Here is a 23,851-nt window from a genome sequence, read left to right on the forward strand (position 1 = left end):
TGATGAAGTCCTCGCTCCTACCGTGAAGGCGTGACCGACAGTTACGTGTACGCAGCAGTAAGGACACCCTTCGGGCGGTTTTCCGGCTCCCTCGCCGGGATACGGCCGGACGACCTCGCGGCGCTCGCCGTGCGCGGCGTCCTGGCCAAGGTTCCGGCGCTTGATCCGGGCGAGATCGGCGATGTGGTCTGGGGGAACGCCAACGGTGCCGGCGAGGACAACCGCAACGTCGGCCGGATGGCCGTTCTCCTGGCCGGATTGCCCACTTCTGTTCCCGCCGTGACCGTGAACCGGCTGTGTGGCTCCTCTCTCGACGCCGCGATCATGGCCTCTCGCACCATCGAGACCGGTGACGCGGACATCGTGTTGGCCGGCGGTGTGGAGTCGATGAGCCGGGCCCCGTGGGTGCTGCCGAAGCCGGATCGGGCCTATCCCGCCAAGGACGTGACCGCAGTCTCCACCACGCTGGGGTGGCGGCTCGTCAACGAACGGATGCCGAAGGAGTGGACGGTCTCCCTGGGCGAGGCCAACGAGCAGTTGGCCGACCGGTTCGCCGTCCCGCGGGAGCGGCAGGACGAGTTCTCCGTCCGCTCCCACCGGCTGGCCGACGCGGCGTGGACGGCCGGCTTCTACGACGACCTGGTGGTGCCGGTCGCGGTGGACGGCAAGGGCGGCACGCTGACCCGGGACGAGGGCATCCGGCCGGGCTCCACGGCCGACACGCTCGCCGCGCTCAAGCCGTCCTTCCGCCCCGACGGTGTGATCACAGCCGGTAACGCCTCACCGCTGAGCGACGGCGCCTCGGCCGTGCTCCTCGGCTCGCAGACCGCCGCGGCCCGTATCGGCGCGGACCCGCTGGCCCGTGTCGCCGGCCGCGGGGTGTTCGCGCTTGACCCGCAGATGTTCGGTTTCGCCCCGGTGGAGGCGGCGAATCGGGCCCTGAAGAGCGCGGGCATCACCTGGTCCGATGTGTCCGCGGTCGAACTCAACGAGGCGTTCGCCGTGCAGTCGTTGGCCTGTGTGGACGCGTGGAAGATCGACCCGTCGATCGTCAACACCAAGGGCGGCGCCATCGCGCTGGGCCACCCGCTGGGCGCCTCCGGCGGCCGGTTGCTGGGCACCCTGGCCCACCGGCTGAAGGAGTCCGGAGAACGGTGGGGCGTCGCCGCGATCTGCATCGGCGTCGGCCAGGCGCTCGCCGTGGTCCTGGAGAACGTGACGGAGACGAGCCGATGACCGTCCACCTCTGTGCTCACGCCGACGAGGCCGTTTCCGGCATCCAGGACGGATCCACCGTGCTGGTCGGCGGCTTCGGCATGGCCGGCATGCCCGTCGACCTGATCGACGCGCTCATCCGCCAGGGCGCCACGGACCTGACCGTCGTGTCCAACAACGCCGGCAACGGCGACACCGGCCTCGCCGCGCTGCTGGCGAAGGGGCGCGTCCGCAGGGTGGTCTGCTCCTTCCCCCGGCAGAGCGACTCCTACGTCTTCGACGAGCTGTACCGGGCCGGCAAGATCGAGCTGGACGTCGTACCGCAGGGCACTCTCGCCGAGCGGATGCGGGCGGCCGGAGCAGGGATCGGAGCGTTCTTCTGTCCCACCGGAGCCGGGACCCTGCTGGCCGAGGGCAAGGAGACCCGCGTCATCGACGGCCGCACCTACGTGCTGGAGTATCCGATCAAGGGCGATGTCGCGCTGATCGGCGCCCACCGTGCCGACCGTATGGGCAACCTCGTCTACCGCAAGACCGCCCGCAACTTCGGACCCGTCATGGCCACCGCCGCGACCACCGTGATCGCGCAGGTCCGCGAAGTCGTCGACACCGGAGTGATCGACCCGGAATCCGTGGTGACGCCGAGTATCTATGTCGACCGCGTGGTGCAGGAGGTAAGCGCATGAACCCCGACCGACCCGCCGCGGACGCCCAGCAACGCCCCCTGGGCAAGCACGACATCGCCGCTCGCATCGCCCGGGACATCCCCCACGGGGCCTTCGTGAACCTCGGCATCGGTCAGCCGACACTCGTCGCCGACCACCTGCCGGCCGACTCCGGTGTGGTGCTCCACACCGAGAACGGCATGCTCAACATGGGTCCCGCAGCCCAGGGCGACGCGATCGACCCCGATCTCACCAACGCCGGCAAGATCCCCGTGACCGAGCTGCCCGGAGCGGCGTACTTCCACCACGCCGACTCCTTCGCCATGATGCGCGGCGGCCACCTGGACATCTGCGTCCTGGGTGCGTTTCAGGTCTCCGCGTCCGGTGACCTCGCCAACTGGCACACCGGCGCACCGGACGCGATCCCCGCCGTCGGCGGAGCCATGGACCTGGCGATCGGGGCCAAGAAGGTCTTCGTCATGATGACGCTGTTCACCAGGACCGGCGCGCCCAAGCTCGTACCCCGGTGCACCTACCCGCTGACCGGACCGGGCTGCGTCGACCGGGTCTACACCGACCTCGCCGTCTTCGACATCACCCCGCAGGGAGTGGTGGTTCGAGAGACCTTCGGCCCCACCGTCGGTGATCTCGCGGGCCGTCTGGACTTGCCGCTCCTGCCCGCCCGGATCTGACGTCAGCGGTCGGACGCGGGGCGTTCCTCAGGCTGCAGCTCCTCGTGGCGGCGCCTCTCACGGCGATTACTCAGAGCCAGTCTTTCCGCTTGAAGATGACGTACAAACTGGTACATACAACTGCCATCAGGATGATCGCGAAGGGGTAACCGAGTACCCAGTGCAACTCCGGCATGCTGTCGAAGTTCATCCCGTAGATCGTCCCGACCAGCGTCGGAGCGAACAAAATAGCCGCCCAAGAAGAGATCTTCTTGATCTCCTCGTTCTGTTCGAACCCCGCCTCCGCCAACGCCCGCATCTCGGCGTTCTGTTGCTGGGTGACCAGGGTCGCGTTCACCGTGAGGATCTCTTGGAGGGCCTGGCGGAAGCTGTCGACGCGTTCGCTGGTGTGGGTGACGTGGTCGGCCACGTCACGGAGGTAGCGCTGGAGTTCCTCATCCGTGCCGTACTTGGCGAAGCCGGCCATCAGGCCGTGCAGCATGCCGACGAGCGGGCGGGTGGCGCGCTGGAACTCGACCATCTCGCGAGAGAGTTCGTAGATGCGGCGAGAGACCTCGGGGTCGCCGCGGAAGACCTCGGTCTCGATCTCGTCGACGTCGTTCTGGACGCCTGCGACGACCGGGGCGTAGCCGTCGACCACGGCGTCGAGGATGGCGTACAGGACCGCCTCGGGGCCCAGCTTCAGCAGTTCCGGCGTCTCCTCCATACGGCGGCGGACGGCGGAGAGGTCGGGAGCCGCGCCGTGGCGGACCGTGATGACGAAGTCGGGGCCGACGAAGACGTGCAGCTCGCCGAAGTCGACCTCCTCGGGGGCGTCGAGATAGCGGGCGGCGCGCAGGACGACGAACAGCGTGTCGCCGTAGCGCTCCAGCTTCGGGCGCTGGTGAGCCTCCATCGCGTCCTCGACCGAGAGCGGGTGCAGGTCGAACTCCGAGGCGAGAGAGAGGAGTTCGGCCTCGGTCGGGCGGGCCAGGCCGATCCACGCCATGCCGGACGGCTGCTCGCGCAGCTCCCGGAAGGTCTCGGCGAGCGAGGCGGAGGAGGAGACCCGGACGCCGTCGCGGTACAGGGCCGCCTGGACGACGCTGGCCGCGTCGGCGGGCCCGGGGCCCGGGGCGTCGGCGGGCGGGGCGGGGTTCGGCGCCGGCGGTTGCGGCGGCGGCAGGGAGCGGCGCCAGACGGACTTCCTGGCGCCGTTCGAGGCGGGACGTCGCTCGGGCATCGCGGCTGCCTCTCGGTCGCGCCTATGGCTGCGTGATCTACGGGATCCGTGTCGTCCACGGGACCCGCGTCGTCCACGGGACCCGCGTCGTCCACGGGACCCGCGTCGTCCACGGGACCCGCGTCGTCCACGTGATCCACGTGATCCACGTGATCCACCGGATTTGCTTGATCACGTAGCAGGATATACGGGGCAAACGGCGTGCGGGTGTCGTGCGGGTCCAGGATCCGGTGAGAGTTGCGGACAGAAGGTGTCCGCAAGCGGCACTAGCGTGCCGAGCATGACGAAGACGACGACGGCCCCCCTGCTCGGCACCCGAGCCCTCAACCGCGCGACCCTCGACCGGCAGCTGCTCCTGCGCCGCTCGCCGCTGACCGCCGGGGCGGCCGTCGCGCATCTGCTCGGCCTCCAGGCGCAGAACGTGAAGCCGCCGTACTACGCGCTCGCCGCCCGCCTCGACGGCTTCGCCCCTGAGCAGCTGTCGGGGCTGATGGCCGACCGCGAGGTCGTCCGTATCGTCACCATGCGCTCGACCATCCACACGCACACCGCCGACGACTGCCTCACCCTGCGGCCGCTCGTCCAGCCCGCCCGCGACCGCGAGCTGACGAACTTCCGCAAGGGGCTCGCCGGCGTCGACCTCGACCGGCTGGCCGCCCTCGCCCGCGAGCTCGTCGAGGCCGGACCGCACACCATGAAGCAGTTGCGCGAGGCGCTGCTCGTGGAGTGGCCGGACGCCGACCCGCAGGCGCTCGGCGTCGCCGCGCGCTGCCGGCTGCCGCTCGTCCAGGTCACCCCGCGCGGGCTGTGGGGGCAGAGCGGTCAGGTCGCGCTCACCACCGCCGAGCGCTGGCTGGGCCGCTCCGCCGAGCCTGCCCCGGCACCGGACGCGACCGTCCTGCGCTACCTCGCCGCCTTCGGGCCGGCCTCCGTCAAGGACATGCAGACCTGGGCCGGCCTGACCCGTCTGCGTGACGCCTTCGAGCGGCTCCGCCCGCGACTCGTCACCTTTTGGGACGAGAGCGGCGTCGAGCTCTTCGACCTGCCCGACGCGCCCCGCCCCGACCCGGAAACCTCGGCCCCGCCCCGTTTCCTGCCCGAGTTCGACAATCTGCTCCTGTCCCACGCCGACCGCACCCGCGTGGTGCCGAAGGAGTACCGGGGCCGCAGCTGGCAGGGCAACCAGGCCTACTGCACCCTCCTTGTGGACGGCTTCCTGGCCGGTCTGTGGAGGCTGGAGGGCGATTGCCTGGTCATCGAGCCCTTCGGCACGCTCACCAACACCCAACGGGACGAGGTCGCAGCAGAGGGGGAGCGGATGCTCGGGGTCATGCACCCGGGTGCCGCGTACGACATCCGGTTCGGGACCGTCGTACGACGGTGAGGCCTCAGCGGTGGGGTGGGCGTTCAGTCCGCCCGGCCCCCGACCGCCGTGGCCACGGCGGTGCGACGGCCGTGGGCCAGCGCCCGGCCGATGACGAACAGGACGCTCGGCCCGGGAATCACGATCACCATCAGCGACATCGCCGCGAAGGCCAGATACCGGTCGGTGGACACCATGTCCCTCACCCCCCGTCCGGCAGCCGATCGAGGCCGTTCAAGGCCGTCAAGGCCATCCAGGCAGGCGACCCACGCTCCGGGCATGGAAAGGGGGCGCTGCGGGCTGCTCGTGGTAGCCCGCAACGCCCCCTGGCAATCACCTGAGGGGTGCTCAGGAGTCCTTCCGGGCTACGAGTTGACCTGCGCGGTCACCAGGCTCGAGAAGGTGGTCAGCCGGGTGTAGACACCCGGGTAACCCGCCTCGGCACAGCCCTCGCCCCAAGAAGTGATCCCTGCCAGGACGCCCCCGATGAGCAGGGGACCGCCGCTGTCGCCCTGGCAGGTGTCAACGCCGCCGGAGGTGTATCCGGCGCAAACCATGTCGGTCTGGACGAAGTCCGAACCGTAGGAGCTCTTGCAGCTGGTGTCGGACACGATCGGGACGGTCGCGGTCCGCAGCTGGTTGGAGGAGCTGCCGTTCTCCGAGGTGGTGCCCCAGCCGAGGATGCGGGCGGTGGTGCCGGCCGCGTACAGGCTGGTCTGGGAGGAGGAGACGTACGACGCCGTCGTGTACGGCATCGACGTCGAAAGCGTCAGGACGGCCACGTCGTCGCCGTTGGTGGCGTCCGTGTAGTCCGGGTTGATCCAGATCTTGCTGACCCTGCTGACCGTGCCGTTCGTGCCGTTCAGGTAGGTGCGCCCGCCGACGACTCTGATGCTGCTTGTGGTCTCGCCGACCATACAGTGCGCGGCCGTGACCACCTTGGTCGCCGACACCAGGGTGCCGCCGCAGAACTGGTTCTGAGAGGCGTCCGTGATCTGCATCATGAACGGGTACGTCGTCGTCGTGGTCGTCGTGCCGCCGACGATGGGCTGGGGGGCGGCTACAGCGGTGGGGGCGCTGAGCAAGGCGGTGGCGGCGGCAGCGGTCGCCGCGACGACGGCGGCGGTTCTCTTTGCGCGGTTGAGCCCGAACATGAGTCTCCTCAGTGGGGGGTTGCCGGTGGGGGGCGCGCGGGTGTGGGGGGTGGTGCACGGGGGCCGCGGGACCGACCCCCGTGTGCCCGGGCGAGCGGCACACCCCAAAAGCTAGGACCCGGAACACCTGCCTCCCAATGAGGGAACCCCCTAAGGGAGTTGGGCAGGGAAAACCCTCGGTGGCCCCTCGGCAAACCCGCCAGTGCAGTAAACCCGTGCGACGCTCACTTCGCGTGGTGCCTCGCCGCCAGCCGGACGATGTCCACCCGTGAGCGGATCCCCAGCTTGCGGTAGACCCGGGTCAGCGTCGCCTCGACCGTCTTGACGCTGATGTACAGCCGCGCGGCGATCTCCCGGTTGGTCGCGCCCTCCATGACGAGCGCGGCGACCTGACGCTCCATCGCGGCGAGGCCCTCCAACGCGTCGAGCGCGGGATCCCGCGGGGCGGCGACGACCGGTTCCACCGGCTCCTCCGCGGCCGCCGCGTCCACCTGCCGCAGCCAGGGCACCGCACGGCAACGCCGGAACAGCCGCGCCGCCTCGTCGTACGACGTCGGCCCGGGCCGCTGGGTGCGCAGCCGGGCCAGTGCGAACGCGGCCCGCGCCTCCTCCAGGCCGTATCCCAGCTTGGCGAGCCGGTCCTGAACGGACGTCAGCTGGGAGAGCGCGGCCTCCTGGTCGCCGCGGGCCGCCCGCACCAGCGCCTCCGAGCGGTCCAGTACGGCCAGCACGCTCTCCCGGCCCAGCCGCAGCGCGTGCTCGCGCGACACGTCGATCACGTCCTGCGCCTCGCCCGGCTCCCCGATCCGTACGAGGGCCTCGGCGAGGTCGCTCTGCCAGCGGCCGCGCGCCGGGTCGATGATGCCGAGCCCGAGCTCCAGTTCCCGCACCCGGCGCAGCGAACGGACCGTGCCCGCCGCGTCCCCGGCCACCAACTGGGCGTACCCGAAGGCGGCCAGGGCCCGGGAAAGGTACATCTGGTCGCCGTCCTCCTCGGCGCGCTTTGCCGCCTCCCGCGCCAGCTCCAGCGCCCGCTCCACGTCTCCGCCGGACGCCTCCGCGAGGGAGGTGAGCATGGCCGAGGCGCCCAGCCCGATCCCGGAGTCCCGGGCCAGCCGCAGGCTCTCGCGGGCCAGGTCCAGGGCCCGGCCGCAGTGTCCGGAGCGCAGCTCCGTCTCGGCCAGGAAGCGCTGGAAGTGCACCTCGCTCTCGACCATGCCGCGCCGCTGCGCCTCGCGCAGCAGCGCGGTGATGGTCGTACGGGCCTCGGGCAGCTGGTCGCTCATCAGCAGCCAGCGGAACCGGGCCGCGCCGGGGCCGTTGTGGTGGCACGCCACGTACGGGTCCTGGGGTTCCCTGAGCGCGCGCTTGATGGTCGCGGGGGCGTCCGAGTGGCCCATCAGGGTCTCGGTCGAGGCCTGGAAGGACAGCGCCATGAGCTCGGTGCGCCGGTCGCCGCCGCGCGCGGCCAGCTCCGCCGCGTGCGCGGCCTCCTGCCGGGCCTCGGGGAAGTCGCCCTCGACGACCAGTCCGCGCCAGGCCAGCTGGTAGTGGACCAGGGCGAGCAGCCGCGGGTCGTCGCCCGCGTCGGCCAGCGCCTGCGGGAAGACGGCGTCGACCTCGCCGAGGGCCTGCCCGGCCGACTCGATGACCACCATCCAGGCCCGCACCCGTTCGGCGGGCACCGTGGCCCGGGTCAGCACCTCGCGCGCGATGTCCCGGGCGAGCTCCACCTCGCCGGCGGTGATCGCGTCCTCCGCGGCCTGCAACCGCCGGTCGTCCGGGCCGGGCGTGCTGCCCGCCGGGGTGTGCCGGGCCGCGAGCAGCCCGAGTGACGCGGCGACCGACGGGGCGCCGCGGTCCCGGGCCAGCGCGGCGGCGCCGGCGAGCCGGGCGGCGACGTCCGGGTCGGTACCGGTGGTCGCCAGGGCCAGGTGCCGGGCTCGCTCGATCGGGTCGGACGCCGCCGTGGACAGTGCCGCGTGCGCGGCCCGCCGCTGCTGCGCGGGGGCCTCCGCGTACAGCGCGGCGGAGATCAGCGGGTGCGCGAACCGTACGGCCGGACCGTCCGGCTCCGTCGCCAGCAGCCCGAGCCGGGCGGCCTGGGTCGTCTCCGCCTCGGCGTTCTCGCGGCCGGCCGCGAGCAGCAGCGACAGCGTGGGGCGCGCGCCGGCACTGGCGACGAGCAGCGTGCGGCGGACGTCGTCCGACAGCATGTCGAGGCGGTTGAGGACCAGCGCCCGCAGCGAGGTGGGCACCGGCAGCGGCTCGCCCGGTCTGGGCGGGGTGGGATTCTCGCCGAGGGCGCGCCCCAGTTCGAGCGCGAACAGCGGGTTGCCGCCACTGGTGCGGTGGATGTCGCGGACCGTGGAGCGCGGCAGATCGGTGTAGCCGCGGTGGTCGAGCAGGGCGGAGACCTGGGCGCGGGAGAGGGGGTTGAGCCGCACGGCGAGGGTGTCCGGCGGGGACGCGCGTAGATGGCGGTCGTACTCCTGGCCTTCGGTGCGCACCGCGCACAGCATCTGCACCGGGGTGTCGCCCAGGCGGCGGGCGGCGAAGCCGAGGAGCTCGGCGCTGGCCGAATCGAGCCACTGCAGATCGTCGGCGACGATCAGGACGGGGCCCTCGGTGGCGAGGGCGCGCAGCGCCGAGAGCACGGCGAGGCGCAGTGCGAGGCCGTCACGCTGGAGGGTGGACTCGCCGCGGCCGGTGATCGCCGACTCCAGCGCGGTGCGCTGGGCGGCGGGCAGCTTGTCGGACACCTCGCCGAGGGCCAGACCGAGGAGGTCGGCCAGGGCGAGGAACGGGAGGTGGGATTCGGACTCCGTCGCGGAGCACCGCAACACGGTACGGGCCACCTGCCCGTATTCCGCGGTCAATGCCCGCAGCACGGTCGACTTTCCTATTCCGGCGGGGCCGTGCAGCAGCACACTGCCGCCTCGGCCGAGCTGCTCCCGGGCCGCCGTGAACAGCTCCTCCCGGCCGATGACCAGGTCGGGGCGGCATCGGGCAGGCTCCTGGAAGTCCCGTCGCACGGTTACCGCTCCCTTCCGTGTGTCGTGTCCGTACCAAATTCTAGGCAACGTCTCTTTGAAATTCGGACGGACGGAGTGGTGAGGGATATAACAATGGGCGATGCATATGTAAATTCACGGCCCGGACGAATGAATGAAGAGGCGCCACTTTGTCCGAAATGGGCCTATTTCAAGTCTTCTGGCCTGGAGCAGTGGATTCCTCGGTTACGGCAGCGCCCCTGTCCGGCGCGCCACCGCGACGGCCTCTCCGCGCGTACGGGCGCCGAGCTTGCGCATCGCCGACCTGAGGTAACCCTTCACCGTCTCCGGCCGCACTCCCAGCCGCTCCGCGGCCACCGCGTTGGTCGCCCCGGCAGCCACACACGCCAGCACGTCCAGTTCACGGGGCGCGAGACGCGCCGCGTCCACCGGAGCCGCCGGCGTCAGCAGCCCGCACGCGGCCAGCAGCTCGGCCCGCAGCGCCGGGTCCGTGATCCTCGGCGCCAGCGCGCGCAGCGCCGCATGCGCCTCCCGCACCTGCTCCCAGGCGGCCGCGGCACGCAGGTCGGCGGCCGCGGCCGGCCGGGCCGCCGTCAGCAGGTCCCGCGCCTCGTCCCGCACCACCAGCGCCTGCTCCACGTCCCGCGCCGCCTCGACGGCCGCGGTCAGCGCGCGGTCGCCCAGCGGCTGGGCCGTACGCAGGGCCCCGTACAGCACGCCGCGCACCCGGCGCCGTACGACGACCGGCACCGCCAGCACCGAGCGCAGGCCCTCCACGGCGACGGCGGAGTCGTACTCGTGGCTGATCTGCCGCGAGGAGGAATAGTCCGTCACCGCGCACGCGCGGGCGAGGGCCACGGCCTTGCCGCCCAGGCCGCTGCCCGCGGTCACCGCGAGCGCGCTCAGCGCCGGCGTCGCGTTGCCGCTCAGCTCGCTGATGCGCATCTGCTGCCGCCCGGCGTCGACCAGACCGCCGAAGGCCACCGGCAGCCCGGTCGTACGCCGCAGCCGGGCCAGGGCGCCGCGTATCTCCGTCAGTCCGGTCGCGTCTGCTGCCACGTCCTCGCCCCTTCATCGCGGCCTTCGTGCGGCTTTCGTGCGGGCACACCCCCGTTCGGGGGTAGTGAGACCTGCATCACGGATTACACGATGTCAGAGGGCCGCCCGGCAATGGTCCGGCACGGAGCGGGAGTGAGCCGCAGGGGCACGCCGGTGTCGAGAGTTCGAGTGCGTTCTCGACACCGGCTGGAGCGTCCCGGAGGCGAACGACCAAAAGAGGAGGACAAATGACGACGGCGACGGAGCTCTTCCGCAGGGCGCGGGACTTCCTGCTGGAACACCGCGAGGACTACACCACCGCCTACGAGGGCTTCGCCTGGCCGCGCCCGCAGCACTTCAACTGGGCGCTCGACTGGTTCGACGTGATCGCGGACGGCAACGACCGCACCGCGCTGCACATCGTCGAGGAGGACGGCTCCCAGACCCGGCTGTCCTTCGCCGAGTTGTCCGCACGCTCCGACCAGGCCGCGAACTGGCTGCGCGGGCGCGGGGTGCGCGCCGAGGACCGCGTCCTGGTCATGCTCGGCAACCAGGCCGAGCTGTGGGTGACGGCCCTGGCCGCGATGAAGCTGCGCGCCGTCGTCATCCCGGCCACCCCGCTGCTCGGCCCCGCCGACCTGCGCGACCGCGTCGAGCGCGGCCGGGTCCGGCACGTGGTCGTGCGCGCCGAGGACACCGGCAAGTTCGATGAGGTGCCCGGCGCGTACACGCGCATCGCCGTCGGCGGCGCACCCGAGGGCTGGCTGCCGTACGAGGACCTGTACCAGGCCGACGCCGCCTTCACGCCCGACGGCCCGACCCTGGCCGACGACCCGCTGATGCTCTACTTCACCTCGGGGACCACGGCCCACCCGAAGCTGGTCGAGCACACCCACACCTCGTACCCCATCGGGCACCTGGCCACCATGTACTGGATCGGCCTCAAGCCCGGTGACGTGCACTTGAACATCTCCTCGCCCGGCTGGGCCAAGCACGCATGGTCGAACCTGTTCGCCCCGTGGAACGCCGAGGCGACCGTCTTCATCCACAACTACACCCGCTTCGACGCGGCCCGGCTGATGGCGGAGATGGACCGAGCGGGCGTGACGACCTTCTGCGCCCCGCCCACCGTCTGGCGCATGCTCATCCAGGCCGACCTGACTCAGCTGCGCACCCCGCCGCGCGAGGTCGTCGCCGCCGGCGAGCCGCTCAACCCCGAGGTCATCGAGCAGATCCGCCGGGCCTGGGGCGTCACCATCCGGGACGGCTTCGGCCAGACCGAGACCGCCGTGCAGGTCGCCAACAGCCCCGGTCAGCCGCTGAAGACCGGCTCCATGGGCCGCCCGAGCCCCGGCTATCGCGTCGAACTCCTCGACCCGGTGTCCGGCGCGCCCGGCGTGACGGAGGGCGAGATCGCGCTCGACCTGTCCGCGCGGCCGGTGGGCCTGATGACCGGATACCACGGTGACGCGGACCGCACGGCGGAGGCGATGGCGGGCGGCTACTACCGCACCGGTGACATCGGCGCGCGGGACGCGGACGGATACATCACCTACGTGGGGCGCGCGGACGACGTCTTCAAGGCCTCCGACTACAAGATCAGCCCCTTCGAGCTGGAGAGCGCCCTGCTGGAGCACGAGGCGGTGGCCGAGGCGGCCGTCGTGCCCGCCCCGGACGAGCTGCGCCTGGCGGTACCCAAGGCGTACGTCGTGCTCGCCGAGGGCTGGGAGCCGGGCCCCGACACGGCGAAGGTGCTGTTCGAGCACTCGCGCGAGGTTCTCGCGCCCTACAAGCGCATCCGCCGCCTGGAGTTCGCCGACCTGCCCAAGACGGTCTCCGGCAAGATCCGCCGGATCGAGCTGCGCGAGGCGACGGCGGCTGGGTCGGCGGACGAGTACCGCGAGGAGGACTTCCGGTGACCGCACTCTCCTACACGCACGGGACCAGCGAGGTCCCGCTGCTCGGCGACACCATCGGCGCCAACCTCGACCGGGCGATCGCCGCGTATCCCGACCGTGAGGCGCTGGTCGACGTGCCGTCCGGGCGGCGGTGGACCTACGCCGAGTTCGGTGCGGCGGTCGACGAGGTGGCGCGCGGTCTGCTCGCCATGGGAGTGACCAAGGGCGACCGAGTCGGGATCTGGGCGGTCAACTGTCCCGAGTGGGTACTCGTCCAGTACGCCACCGCCCGCATCGGCGTGATCATGGTGAACATCAACCCGGCCTACCGCGTGCACGAGGTGGAGTACGTGCTGAAGCAGGCCGGTATCGCGGTGCTGGTCGCCTCCCGCGCGCACAGGACGACCGACTACCGGGTACTGGTCGACCAAGTCCGGGGCAGGTGCCCGGAGTTGCGCGAGGTCGTCTACATCGGCGACCCGTCCTGGGATGCGTTCACGGCGGGCGCGGCGCAGGTGCCGTACGGGCAACCCGCAGAAGCGCAGGCGGGGTTGAGCTGCGACGATCCGGTCAACATCCAGTACACCTCGGGTACGACCGGCTTCCCGAAGGGTGCCACGCTCTCCCACCACAACATCCTCAACAACGGCTACTGGGTGGGCCGTACGGTCGGCTACACGGAACAGGACCGGGTCTGCCTGCCCGTGCCCTTCTATCACTGCTTCGGCATGGTGATGGGGAACCTGGGGGCCACGTCCCATGGTGCGTGCATCGTGATCCCGGCGCCGTCCTTCGAACCGAAGGCCACGCTGGAGGCCGTCCAGCAGGAGCGCTGCACCTCGCTGTACGGCGTTCCGACGATGTTCATCGCGGAGCTGAACCTCCCGGACTTCGCGACGTACGACCTGTCGTCGTTGCGGACGGGCATCATGGCGGGCTCGCCCTGCCCGGTCGAGGTGATGAAGCGGGTGGTCGCCGAGATGCACATGGAGGAGGTCTCCATCTGCTACGGCATGACCGAGACCTCCCCGGTCTCGCTCCAGACGCGGATGGACGACGACCTCGAGCACCGCATCGGCACCGTCGGCCGCGTCCTGCCGCACATCGAGGTCAAGGTCGTCGACCCCGCCGACGGGGTGACCCGACCGCGCGGCACGGCGGGCGAGTTGTGCACCCGTGGGTACAGCGTGATGCTCGGCTACTGGAACGAGCCGGAGAAGACCGCCGAGGCCGTCGACGCGGGGCGCTGGATGCACACCGGCGACCTGGCCGTGATGCGTGAGGACGGGTACGTCGAGATCGTCGGCCGCATCAAGGACATGATCATCCGGGGCGGCGAGAACATCTACCCGCGCGAGATCGAGGAGTTCCTCTACGCCCATCCGAAGATCCGGGACGTCCAGGTCGTCGGGGTGCCGCACGAGCGGTACGGCGAAGAGGTCCTCGCCTGTGTCATCCCCGGCGACCCGGCCGACCCGCTCACACTGGAGGAGCTGCGGGCCTTCTGCGAGGGACAGTTGGCCCACTACAAGGTCCCGAGCAGGCTGCAGATCCTGGAGGCCTTCCCGATGACGGTGTCCGGGAAGGTGCGCAAGATCGAGTTGCGGGAGAAATGGGCCGTACGGGCTCACCCCGAGGCCTGACGGTCGCACCGCCGCCGTACGCGACGCCGCGGCCGAGCGGTCACCCCGCCCCCGACTCGTCCAGCTGGTCCGCCGGGCTGTTCACCGGGCGCGGGATGCCCGTGCGGTCGAGGACGAAGAGGGGGACGCCCAGGGTGTCCGCGCGGGTGCGGGCGTCCTCGGTGTAGCCGGCGAGGGAGAAGTAGACGCAGGTCGAGGAGTCCGTCATCGCCGTCAGCCACAGGCACTCCACGTCCCGGACGGAGGCCGGGCGTACCGTCGGGTCCACCTGGGCGAGGATGCCGCGGGCGGCCAGGCCGATGCCGGACGGGGGGCGCTGGTCGGCCCGGCGGATGTCCCGGTGGCCGAGCCGGTGCAGGTACAGGGCGGCGGCCGTGACCGCGTCCACAGCGGTGCGGATGGTGACGGAGTGGAAGGCGGGGCGCTCCACCGGGGGCGTGGGCCTTTTCGCGACCGGAACACGCAGCACCGTGCCGCACGGGCAGCCCAGCTCAGGTGTCGGCCACTGGCCCCGGCGGCCGCAGGACGCGCAGCGCACGGTGACCCACTGCTCCTCCCAGACACGGTGGGCGACGGCCGTCGGTGCCCCGCGCGGGTCGAGCGGCGGGGCGACGGGCGCGCCGCACGCGCACGGATAGGACGGCGCCGCGTAGAGGTGCTCGCGCCGGCAGGCCGGGCAGTGCACCGGCACGCTCTCGGACATGGTCCGCTCCAGGACGACGTCACGTGGGGGACAGTGCCCCCATCGTCCTCCACGAAAGCCCTGCTTGTCCGTCTCTTGACTGCCTTCGCCGACCCCACCTACATTACTTCCAGATAGTAGAAAGTAATTTCCACAATACGGAAGTCTGTAGGGACTTAGTTCTCACGCGGGGCGCGACGGGAGAGCGAATCCGACGGCCGAAGCAGGAGTACTCCATGGCTCGTATGACCGCTGCCCGCGCGGCAGTCGAGATCCTCAAGCGCGAGGGCGTCACCGACGCGTTCGGTGTCCCGGGCGCGGCGATCAACCCCTTCTACGCGGCACTCAAGGCCTCCGGGGGCGTCCACCACACCCTCGCCCGCCACGTCGAGGGCGCCTCGCACATGGCCGAGGGCTACACCCGCGCCCGTCCGGGCAACATCGGCGTCTGCATCGGTACGTCGGGCCCGGCGGGCACGGACATGATCACCGGGCTCTACTCCGCCCTCGGCGACTCGATCCCGATCCTCTGCGTCACCGGCCAGGCCCCGACCTCCGTGATCCACAAGGAGGACTTCCAGGCCGTCGACATCGCCTCCATCGCCAAGCCGGTGACCAAGATGGCGGTCACCGTGCTGGAGGCGGCCCAGGTCCCCGGCGTCTTCCAGCAGGCCTTCCACCTGATGCGCTCCGGCCGTCCCGGCCCGGTCCTCGTCGACCTGCCGATCGACGTCCAGCTCACCGAGATCGAGTTCGACCCGGAGACGTACGAGCCGCTCCCCGTCTACAAGCCGGGCGCGACCCGCGCCCAGATCGAGAAGGCGATCGGGCTGCTCAACGAGTCCGAGCGGCCGCTGATCGTCGCCGGCGGCGGCGTCATCAACGCCGACGCCGCCGAACTCCTCGTCGAGTTCGCCGAGTTGACCGGCATCCCGGTCGTGCCGACCCTGATGGGCTGGGGCGTCCTGCCCGACGACCACGAGCTGAACGCCGGCATGGTCGGCCTCCAGACCTCGCACCGCTACGGCAACGCGACCTTCCTGGAGTCCGACTTCGTCCTCGGCATCGGCAACCGCTGGGCCAACCGCCACACCGGCAAACTCGACGTCTACACGGCCGGCCGGAAGTTCGTCCATGTCGACATCGAGCCCACTCAGATCGGCAGGATCTTCGCCCCGGACTACGGCATCACCTCCGACGCGAAGGCAGCGCTGGAGCTCTTCGTCGAGGTGGCAAAGGAGTTGAAGGTGGCCGGCAGGCTGCCCGACCGCTCCGGCTGGGCCGCCGCCGCGCAGGAGAAGAAGGCGCGGCTCCAGCGCCGTACGCACTTCGACGACATCCCGATCAAGCCGCAGCGCGTCTACGAGGAGATGAACAAGGCCTTCGGCCCGGAGACCCGGTATGTCTCCACCATCGGCCTCTCGCAGATCGCCGGCGCCCAGCTGCTGCACGTCTACCGGCCGCGCCACTGGATCAACTGCGGCCAGGCGGGCCCGCTCGGCTGGACCGTCCCGGCCGCGCTGGGCGTGGCGAAGGCCGACCCGGAGGCGTCCGTCGTCGCGCTGTCCGGCGACTACGACTTCCAGTTCATGATCGAGGAGCTGGCCGTCGGCGCGCAGCACAAGATCCCGTACGTCCATGTCCTGGTGAACAACGCCTACCTGGGTCTGATCCGCCAGGCGCAGCGGGCGTTCGACATCGACTTCCAGGTCAAGCTGGAGTTCGAGAACATCAACTCGCCTGAGCTGGGCGTCTACGGCGTCGACCATGTGAAGGTCGCCGAGGGGCTGGGCTGCAAGGCGATCCGGGTCACCGACCCGGGCGAGCTGGGCGCCGCCTTCGAGCAGGCCAAGAAGCTCGCCGCCGAGCACCAGGTGCCCGTCGTCGTCGAGGCGATCCTGGAGCGGGTCACCAACATCTCCATGTCGACCACCAACGACATCAGCAACGTCGTCGAGTTCGAGGAGCTCGCCACCGAGCCCGGCCACGCGCCGACCTCGATCAGGACGCTCAAGGTCTGACACGTACGTCGGTGAGGGGCGGCCCGTCCAGCGGACGGGCCGCCCCTCGGTGTGCTCAGTCCGAGCCGCCGTCTCCGCCGCCGCAGGAGTAGGCGGCGCCTCCTGTGCCGCCGCGCGGGGAGTGCCGCAGGAGTCCTTTGTCCGCCACCTCCGCCCGGCCGGTCAGCCCCGCCCGGAGGGCGAAGCGCGGCACGAGCGCCCGCAGGGCGGCTTCGCCGTGCAGTGCGACGGCGAGCAGCTTGTCGTGCTCGGTCATGCCGCGCCTGCTCGCCGGAAGCGGGTGCCGCTCCCGCAGGTCCCGCACATGGCGGCGGGCGGCGCGGGTCGGGCCGAGCAGCGGATACCGCAGCAGCCCGGCTTCCGCGAGGCCGACGCGCATCAGGGCCACCGCCAGGCGGACGTCCGACCGCTTGGCCAACTTCCGCAACCCGGCGGGCTCGTGGAGGGACTCGAGGACCGCCTTGTCCAGGCCCTCAGGCGGCGGGAGGGAAGGCGGGGGCTGCCCCGCGTCCGCGTCACCCGCCTCCGACACCCGCATCGTGCCGGGCCGGCCGGCCTCGACGGCACCCCGCAGGTGCAGCGCGACTACGGCGACCGTCACGGCGGCGCGGGGACCGCCCCGCAGCAGTGCGATCTCGTGCGGTTCCAGCCGGATCGTTTCGGCGCTGCTCATGACACACCCCCGTGCGGGGGCCCGCCGCCCCCGTGCCGGCGGGCCCCGCGTCAAGAATGTGCCCGCTCGCGGGGGCGGTTGAAGCCTCGACGGCCGTGTTCAGAGCATGATTTGAGGATTGCGTAGACCGGGTACGCCCGGTGTCGTACGCGGCGTCACTACACCTCGTGCTCCGACAGCCCCGGCCAATCGTCCGGTCCCCCGCCCTGCCACTCGATGAGGTCGCTCTCCTCGACCTCGATCCGGTCCAGGTCGGCCATGCGCAGGATCTCGATCACGTCGTCCAGGTGAGAGGCGATCCCGAGCATCACGTCACCCTCGGTCACCCGGCGGGAGCCGTCCAGGGCCGGGGCGTGCACCACGATGTGCGGAAACTCCGTCGGTGGATGTGTCATGCCTTCAGGCTCCTGCGGGCGGGACGGATCCGCACCCCGGAAAGGCCGGGGAGCACCGGATGCGGGACCGTCCGCATCCGGCGCTCCCCGGCCGGTGAGGTTCGTAAGGATGGTGACCGTCCGACGGCGCGAGGCTGGGCGCGACAGGACGTTCGCGCCGCCGGACGGAGTACAGGCGCCCCGGTGTGAGGCAGATGGCTGGGACCGCGGCGGCGGCGACGGCACCGGGGGCTTCTTCCCTCAGGTCGAGAAGGAGGCCTCGGGACCTTCACCACCGCACTGGCTCGCACGCCGCCGCGGTCCTCGCCCGGCCCGCCCGGCCGGCGACCACCCCTCATCCGGGTCGCTCGGCGGCGGCGGGCTACGCGTCCGGGTGCATGACCTCCCGTCAGGCTCCGGACGCCGTCTTCGTGGTTCAGTTCTCGCGCAGGGCGCGGACCGCCTCCGCCACACGCTTGCCGTAGTCCTGGTCGGCGGCGTGGAAGTGGGCCAGGTTCTTCTCCATCACGTCGTCGCGGGAGACCTGGGACAGACCGCCGGCGATGTTCGCGACCAGCCGGGACCTCTCCTCCTCCGACATCAGGCGGTACAGCTCGCCCGCCTGGAAGAAGTCGTCGTCCTTGGTGTGGAGGGGGGTCTCGTGCGTACCCGTGTGGCCGGTCACCGCCGGCGGGGCCGACAGCGGGCGACCGGGCTCGACCGGGCCGTCGTACGAGTTCGGCTCGTAGTCCTTCGCGGCGCGGCCCTGCGCGTTGGCGGCGACCGTCGCCTTCGGGGCGTTGACGGTGAGCTGGGTGTGGTTGACGCCGAGGCGGTAGCGGTGGTTTCCGGACGGTGCCGGCGCCTGGGCGCGACAGGACAGATGTCAGCGGCGGCACCGCCCGGAAGCTTCTACGGGCTCTGGATCAGAGCTGGGCGCCCGAGAGGCGCTCCACGGCCCGCAGCAGGGCCGAGTGGTCCAGGCCGCCGTCGCCCTGCGCACGCAGGCTGGCGACCAGCTGGGCGACCACGGCACCGACGGGCAGGGCGGCGCCGACGTTGCGGGCCGCGTCCGTGACGATGCCCATGTCCTTGTGGTGCAGGTCGATGCGGAAGCCCGGCTTGAAGTCGCGGCCGAGGAAGTTGTCCTTCTTGCGGGTCAGCACGGTGGAGCCGGCCAGGCCGCCGTTGAGGACGTCCAGCGCCGCCTTCAGGTCCACGCCCGACTTCTCCAGGAAGACCACGGCCTCGGAGCACGCCTGGATGTTCACGGCGACGATCAGCTGGTTGGCGGCCTTCACGGTCTGACCCGAGCCGTGCGGACCGCACAGCACGATCGTCTTGCCGAGCGCCTCGAAGATCGGCTTCGCGATGTCGAAGTCGGCCTGCTCACCGCCGACCATGATCGACAGTACGGCCTCGATGGCGCCGGCCTCGCCGCCGGACACCGGGGCGTCCAGCACGCGGACGCCCTTGTCCTTGGCCGCCTTCGCCAGGTCGACGGAGGTCTGCGGCGTGATGGACGACATGTCGATCAGCAGCGCGCCGGACCTGGCGTTCTCGAGGATGCCGTCGGGGCCGTAGGAAATGGCCTCGACCTGCGGCGACGCCGGCACCATCGTGACGATCACGTCGGCGTCCCGCACGGCCGCGGCGATGGACCCGGCCGCGGTGCCACCGGCGGCGGCCAGGCGGTCCAGCTTGTCCTGCTCCAGAGTGAAGCCGGTGACGTCGTAACCCGCCTTGATCAGGTTCTCGGACATGGGGGAGCCCATGATGCCGAGACCTATCCAGGCGACCTTGGGAAGACTGCTCATGCTGGGGGTGCCTCTCTGACTGCTCTGCTGTGTCTGCGTGTTGGCGTTCAGCGGGCCGCTCGGGCCTCGGCCGGCAGCCAGCCGAATGCCTCGGCGCTCGGGCGGTCGCCCGGCTTGTACTCCAGGCCGACCCAGCCCTCGTAGCCGGCCTTCCTCAGCCGGCCGAGGAGGTCTTCCAGCGGGAGCGAACCCGTGCCAGGGGCGCCGCGGCCCGGGTTGTCGGCGATCTGCACATGGCCGGTCCTCGACGCGTACCGCTCGATCACCTGCGGCAGGTCCTCGTCGTTCATGGACAGGTGGTAGAGGTCCATGAGGAAGCGGGCGTTGTCGAGGCCCGTGGCCTGGTTGACCTTGTCGACGACGCCGGCACCGGCCGGGGCGGTCACCAGCGGGTAGAGCGGTGACTCCGGCTTGTTGAGGGTCTCGATCAGCAGGATCGCCCCGATCCGGTCGGCTGCCCGGGCCGCGAGTACCAGGTTCTCCAGCGCCAGCGCGTCCTGCTCTTCCGGGTCCACGCCCTCGACACGGTTGCCGTACAGGGCGTTGAGCGCCCCGCAGCCGAGGGACTGGGCGAAGTCCGCGGCCACGTCGATGTTGGCGCGGAACCTCTCCGACTCCTCGCCGGGGATCGACAGGGCGCCGCGGTCCGGCCCGGGGAGCTGTCCGGCGTAGAAGTTCAGGCCCGTGAGCTGCACGCCCGCGTCCTCGATCGCCTTCTTCAGGGCGTCGAGCTCGGACTGCTCGGGGGTGGGGGAGTCGACCCAGGGCCACCACAGCTCGACCGCGGTGAAGCCGGCCGCGGCGGCGGCCGCGGGGCGCTCCAGGAGCGGGAGCTCCGTGAAAAGGATCGACAGGTTGACGTTGAAGCGCTGCTCTGCAGCTGTGCCCGGTTCGAAGCCTGCCATAGGGGCCTGCGCTCCCCTCCGTGATCGTAATTCCGTATTGTGGAAGTAAGTTTCTGCGTAATGGAAGATTGCCGTCGGTTGTCGTAGCTTGTCAAGAGGGGTCGGCGGATGTCGGTGCCGCGCGTCAGGTTGAGTGCGTGCGAATGAGAGGGGAGTCCTGCGGCACGGATGTGCCCTGTGTTGGGTGGGTGAGTTGGGGCTGAGGGCATAGCATCCGTACGGCTTCGGCTTCGGCTTCGGCTTCGGCGGCCCGGTCCGGACAGCGCCACATGCTCGGCGCCCTGTGCGGCCGGCGGCGCACTCAGGCTCTGCGACAGCGCCGTACGCCCCTGCGGCGACCGTACGGCGAGCGCCCGAGGCCGCAACGGCGGACCGGTGTAGCCCACCACCTCGGCGTCGACCGTCTCGGCATGCCTCACCTTCCGCCACGTCGGCGACCGCCAAAGCCGGTACGTCGACGACGTCGGCTTCGCGACGACGGCCTCGACACCCGTGTTGTTTTGGCAGAAGACGTGTCCCGCGCAGGTCGTGCCGGATTGGCGGTGTCGGGTGGGGTCTTCGTGTCGCGTTGAAGTGGCCTGGGATGTCCGCGGTGATCAGTTGTTGGAACGGGTGTGTCCCGAGGTGCCTCGTTCCGCCGCCGCGGTCCTCGATCGCCTTTCGCACCGGGTGGCCGAGGGCTAGTGTTCGGGTGCAGCGAGTGACCCACGAGGAGCCAAGACATGGTCGGTCGTTCGAGCGCGCGTTGACGTTGTTGGCCGTGACCGGCCTGTCATCGCGTGCTGCCCTTGATGTTGCGGCACGGCGAGCCTTCTCCTGCCTGAACCGTCGGTGCACCTTTCGCGTGCTCGGTGGCGGGCCTCGTTGTCGGCAATCCAAGGGATCCCTGTGCCGTCCGCTTCCTCCGCTGTATCCGATTCCGGTCGACCTGTTCCGTCAAGCCTGTGGCGGGACGCCGATTTCCGCAGACTCTGGATGGGTCAGACGGCCTCCCAACTCGGCGAACATGCAAGTCTGGTGGTCCTGCCGCTCTTCGCCGTCCTGACCCTCAACGCCAGTGCCGGCCAGCTGGGTGTCCTGCGCGCGGTGGGGCAGGCGCCGATCCTGTTGCTCTCGCTCTTCGTCGGCGCGTGGGTGGACAGGTGGCGGACCCGCACGACGATGGTGCTCACGGACGTCGGCCGGACCCTGACCCTGGGCGCCGCGGCCGTGGCCGGCCTCTTCGGCTGGCTCGGCCTGCCCGCGCTGCTTGCGCTCGCCTTCGTCGTCGGGGCCCTGTCCGTGTTCTTCGACGTGGCATACCAGGCGTCTCTCGTACGGCTGGTGAAACGTGATCAGTTGGTGTGGGGCAACAGCGCGCTTGAGAGCAGCCGGTCCGCGGCACAGATCGGCGGTCCTGCCCTCGGAGGTGCGTTGGTGTCCCTGCTGTCGGCGCCGATCGCTGCGGCCTCCAGCGCCTTGTTCTTCGCGCTGTCGTTCCTGTCGATCCGGCGGATCCAGCGGATCGAATCGATCCCGGAGCGCTCGGAACGTCCCCCTCGGGTATGGCGGCGGATCCATGAGGGCCTGCGTTTCGCCGCCGGCGATACCGCGCTTCGCACCGTGTGCCTGGCCTCGGCCGCCTTCCAGTTCTCCTTCGCGGCCGTGATGACGGTCTATCTGCTCTTCCTGCCGCGGCAACTGCATATGTCGGGCACCGTCGTTGGGCTGGCGCTCGCGGCGGCGGGACCGGGTGCGCTTCTGGGCTCGCTGCTGGCCGCCCGTCTGCCGAGCCGGTTCGGTTATGGCGCTGTGCTCGTGTATGCGGCGGCACTCGGCGACGGCGTGTTCCTGTGCGTGCCCGCGCTGCACGGCTCCTCTGCGGTGACGGTTGCCGCGCTCCTTGCGGTCAGCTTCGTGTTCGGGACCAGCGGCCAGTTGGTGAGTGTCACGGTCATGGCCGTCCGGCAGGCCGTCACTCCGGACGGGATGCAGGGCCGCGTGGCCGCGACGATCACGTTTGTCGGCATGGGGTTGACCCCGCTCGGTTCTCTGCTCGGCGGATTTCTCGCGCAGGAGTGGGGGTTGCGCACCAGCCTCCTGGTTACGGCCGCAGGCATGATGCTGTCGCCAGTGGTGATGGCTTTGTCCCCGCTCGCACGCCTGGGCCGAGCGCTTCCGGCCTCGCAAGACACGTTCGACGGCGCGCCCTGAATGACCGATCAGGGCGTGAAATCGAGCTTCCTCCTGGCACCCCTGCACAAGATCGCAGCCGACCATCCACCATGGCGCAGATCGCCCTGGCCTGGGTGCGGAATCGGGCCCAGGCGCACGGCCTGACCGTCGTACCGGTCCCCGGGACCCGCAGGCGCAGCCGCCTCCTCGAGAACGCCGCGGCCTCCCGGATCACGCTGACCGCCGAAGAGCCGGCACTGCTGGAGCCCATCGACGGCCAGGTGGCGGGCGACCGCTACGTGCAGCGGTTCAGTTGTCGGGCCGGGCTTCGATGACGGCCATGCCGGCCACACCGATCTCGATGGTCCTGGTGTGCCGGTAACCGCTCTTGGCCAGCAGTGCCGCGTACTGGCTCGCGGTACGTTCCCTGCCTCCGAGACCGAAGAGCATGACCAGGTCGAGCACCGTGGCGGCGTCCAGTCCGGGCTGCTCGGGCAGCACGGCCTCAACGATCAACAGGCGCGCGGACGGATCGCCGTTGGCGCGGCGGCAATTGTGCAGAATCCTGAGCGCCTCGTCGTCGTCCCAGTCGTGCAGGATCCAACTGAGCAGATACATGTCGGCCGGCGGCACCGCCGTGAAGAAGTCGCCGGCCGAAGCGGTGCACCGGTCCCGCAGACCGCGCGCGTCCAAGGCCGCCCGCGCCGCCTCCACCTGGTGGGACTGGTCGAGTACGAACCCGCCGACGTGCGGATTCCGTGCGCAGATCTCAGCCAGCAGGGTCCCCAGCCCGCCGCCGATGTCACCGATCCGGCCGACGGTGCCGAAGTCGTAGGCATCGGCGACGGCACGTGCCGTGCGCCGGGTGAGGCACGCCATGGCCGCGTTGAAGACGGCCAGATCGTCGGGGTGCCGGGCCAGATGCTCGAAGAAGGAGGCACCGAACCGCTGTTGGAAGGAGGGCGTCCCGGTACGCAGGGTGGAGATCGGGTCGTCGAGCATGCGGTAGGTCAGGCGGTACCCGAGCTGGAACCAGGGGCGCAAGGAGTCCTCGTGGCCGGATTCCAGGAGCCGGCTGAGCGCTGTCGACGCGTAGGCGCCGTCGGCATCGCACGTGAACAGGCCGCACCCGACGAGCGGCCGAAGAAGACGGCCCAGAGCGTCGGGGCGCGTCCGCGTGGCTTCGGCGAGTTCATCGAGGGTGCGCGCTTTTCCAGTCACCAGGTCGGCGACACCCAGCTCGGCGACGACCTGTACGGCGCGGGAGATGAGGAACGAACCTGACAGGCCCATCAGGGCATCGGTGGCGGACGGCGCGAGG

The 23,851-nt window shown here is 70.8% G+C and carries 18 protein-coding genes and 3 pseudogenes; 9 read left to right on the forward strand and 12 right to left on the reverse strand.

Going from position 1 to position 23,851, the window contains the following annotated elements; translation table 11 throughout:
• Window positions 1–30: 30 nt before the first annotated feature.
• Genes ABT114_RS13240 through ABT114_RS13250 form a run of 3 tightly spaced genes read left to right on the forward strand, consistent with a single transcriptional unit; the run spans window position 31 to window position 2,572 of the window.
• Window positions 31–1,236 (forward strand): thiolase family protein, encoded by a 1,206-nt coding sequence (locus tag ABT114_RS13240; RefSeq protein WP_351141805.1) that lies wholly within the window; start codon window positions 31–33, stop codon window positions 1,234–1,236.
• A complete protein-coding gene (locus ABT114_RS13245; protein WP_351141807.1) occupies window positions 1,233–1,901 on the forward strand; it encodes a 3-oxoacid CoA-transferase subunit A in 669 nt (222 codons plus the stop codon). The genes ABT114_RS13240 and ABT114_RS13245 overlap by 4 nt, the downstream gene beginning before the upstream one ends.
• Complete coding sequence (locus tag ABT114_RS13250; RefSeq protein ID WP_351141809.1) at window positions 1,898–2,572, forward strand: 3-oxoacid CoA-transferase subunit B; 675 nt, start codon at window positions 1,898–1,900, stop codon at window positions 2,570–2,572. The genes ABT114_RS13245 and ABT114_RS13250 overlap by 4 nt, the downstream gene beginning before the upstream one ends.
• A gap of 70 nt (window positions 2,573–2,642) precedes the next feature.
• Here ABT114_RS13250 and ABT114_RS13255 read toward each other — a convergent pair whose 3' ends face one another.
• A complete protein-coding gene (locus tag ABT114_RS13255; protein WP_351141811.1) occupies window positions 2,643–3,794 on the reverse strand; it encodes a magnesium and cobalt transport protein CorA in 1,152 nt (383 codons plus the stop codon).
• 280 nt (window positions 3,795–4,074) lie between these two features.
• Between ABT114_RS13255 and ABT114_RS13260 the strand changes: the two genes are divergently transcribed.
• Window positions 4,075–5,178: a winged helix DNA-binding domain-containing protein gene (locus ABT114_RS13260; protein ID WP_351141813.1), complete on the forward strand. Its 1,104-nt coding sequence runs from the start codon at window positions 4,075–4,077 to the stop codon at window positions 5,176–5,178.
• 38 nt (window positions 5,179–5,216) lie between these two features.
• On the opposite strand, the pseudogene ABT114_RS13265 reads toward ABT114_RS13260, so the two are convergent.
• From ABT114_RS13265 to ABT114_RS13280, 4 genes and pseudogenes are all read right to left on the reverse strand, one after another.
• Window positions 5,217–5,354, reverse strand: a pseudogene (locus tag ABT114_RS13265) (LysE family translocator); the annotation flags it as partial.
• A 168-nt stretch (window positions 5,355–5,522) separates the two neighbouring features.
• Window positions 5,523–6,311 carry a S1 family peptidase gene (locus ABT114_RS13270; RefSeq protein WP_351141815.1) on the reverse strand — a complete coding sequence of 263 codons (789 nt, stop codon included), beginning with the start codon at window positions 6,309–6,311 and terminating at the stop codon, window positions 5,523–5,525.
• A 224-nt stretch (window positions 6,312–6,535) separates the two neighbouring features.
• Entirely contained in the window at window positions 6,536–9,346 is a 2,811-nt protein-coding gene (locus tag ABT114_RS13275) for a helix-turn-helix transcriptional regulator (RefSeq protein ID WP_351141817.1), read from the reverse strand.
• A gap of 204 nt (window positions 9,347–9,550) precedes the next feature.
• Window positions 9,551–10,384 carry a helix-turn-helix transcriptional regulator gene (locus ABT114_RS13280; protein WP_351141819.1) on the reverse strand — a complete coding sequence of 278 codons (834 nt, stop codon included), beginning with the start codon at window positions 10,382–10,384 and terminating at the stop codon, window positions 9,551–9,553.
• 227 nt (window positions 10,385–10,611) lie between these two features.
• On the opposite strand from ABT114_RS13280, the gene ABT114_RS13285 reads away from it, so the two are divergent.
• Together ABT114_RS13285 and ABT114_RS13290 are read left to right on the forward strand one after the other, a co-directional pair.
• On the forward strand, window positions 10,612–12,282 hold the full coding sequence (locus ABT114_RS13285; protein WP_351141821.1) for an AMP-binding protein: 1,671 nt from the start codon (window positions 10,612–10,614) through the stop codon (window positions 12,280–12,282).
• Complete coding sequence (locus ABT114_RS13290) at window positions 12,279–13,904, forward strand: AMP-binding protein (RefSeq protein ID WP_351141823.1); 1,626 nt, start codon at window positions 12,279–12,281, stop codon at window positions 13,902–13,904. Before ABT114_RS13285 ends, ABT114_RS13290 begins: the two co-directional genes overlap by 4 nt.
• Before the next feature lie 40 nt (window positions 13,905–13,944).
• Here ABT114_RS13290 and ABT114_RS13295 read toward each other — a convergent pair whose 3' ends face one another.
• The gene (locus ABT114_RS13295) at window positions 13,945–14,607 is read right to left on the reverse strand and encodes a hypothetical protein (RefSeq protein WP_351141825.1); all 663 of its coding nucleotides are present in this window, start codon (window positions 14,605–14,607) and stop codon (window positions 13,945–13,947) included.
• Between the two features lie 215 nt (window positions 14,608–14,822).
• Here ABT114_RS13295 and gcl point away from each other — a divergent pair, with 215 nt between their 5' ends.
• Complete coding sequence (gcl, locus tag ABT114_RS13300) at window positions 14,823–16,607, forward strand: glyoxylate carboligase (protein ID WP_351141827.1); 1,785 nt, start codon at window positions 14,823–14,825, stop codon at window positions 16,605–16,607.
• A 55-nt stretch (window positions 16,608–16,662) separates the two neighbouring features.
• On the opposite strand, the gene ABT114_RS13305 is transcribed toward gcl, so the two are convergent.
• From ABT114_RS13305 to ABT114_RS13325, 5 genes and pseudogenes are all read right to left on the reverse strand, one after another.
• Window positions 16,663–17,280, reverse strand: coding sequence for a TIGR04222 domain-containing membrane protein (locus ABT114_RS13305; protein WP_351141829.1), 618 nt, complete (start codon window positions 17,278–17,280; stop codon window positions 16,663–16,665).
• 158 nt (window positions 17,281–17,438) lie between these two features.
• Window positions 17,439–17,675 (reverse strand): hypothetical protein, encoded by a 237-nt coding sequence (locus ABT114_RS13310; RefSeq protein WP_351141831.1) that lies wholly within the window; start codon window positions 17,673–17,675, stop codon window positions 17,439–17,441.
• A 415-nt stretch (window positions 17,676–18,090) separates the two neighbouring features.
• A pseudogene (locus ABT114_RS13315) lies at window positions 18,091–18,498 on the reverse strand (catalase-related domain-containing protein); the annotation flags it as partial.
• Between the two features lie 82 nt (window positions 18,499–18,580).
• Entirely contained in the window at window positions 18,581–19,471 is an 891-nt protein-coding gene (locus tag ABT114_RS13320; RefSeq protein ID WP_351141833.1) for a 2-hydroxy-3-oxopropionate reductase, read from the reverse strand.
• A 47-nt stretch (window positions 19,472–19,518) separates the two neighbouring features.
• Window positions 19,519–20,376: a TIM barrel protein gene (locus ABT114_RS13325; RefSeq protein WP_351141835.1), complete on the reverse strand. Its 858-nt coding sequence runs from the start codon at window positions 20,374–20,376 to the stop codon at window positions 19,519–19,521.
• A gap of 888 nt (window positions 20,377–21,264) precedes the next feature.
• Here ABT114_RS13325 and ABT114_RS13330 point away from each other — a divergent pair.
• On the forward strand, window positions 21,265–22,569 hold the full coding sequence (locus tag ABT114_RS13330; protein WP_502988314.1) for an MFS transporter: 1,305 nt from the start codon (window positions 21,265–21,267) through the stop codon (window positions 22,567–22,569).
• A 30-nt stretch (window positions 22,570–22,599) separates the two neighbouring features.
• Window positions 22,600–22,865: pseudogene (locus ABT114_RS13335) on the forward strand (aldo/keto reductase); the annotation flags it as partial.
• Here the strand turns inward: ABT114_RS13335 and ABT114_RS13340 are convergent.
• A complete protein-coding gene (locus tag ABT114_RS13340; RefSeq protein ID WP_351141839.1) occupies window positions 22,840–23,823 on the reverse strand; it encodes a methyltransferase in 984 nt (327 codons plus the stop codon). The pseudogene ABT114_RS13335 and the gene ABT114_RS13340 overlap by 26 nt on opposite strands.
• Between the last annotated feature and the right edge of the window lie 28 nt (window positions 23,824–23,851).

Origin of the sequence: Streptomyces sp. NPDC002088, from assembly GCF_040296605.1 — a bacterium.
Taxonomy (GTDB): domain Bacteria; phylum Actinomycetota; class Actinomycetes; order Streptomycetales; family Streptomycetaceae; genus Streptomyces.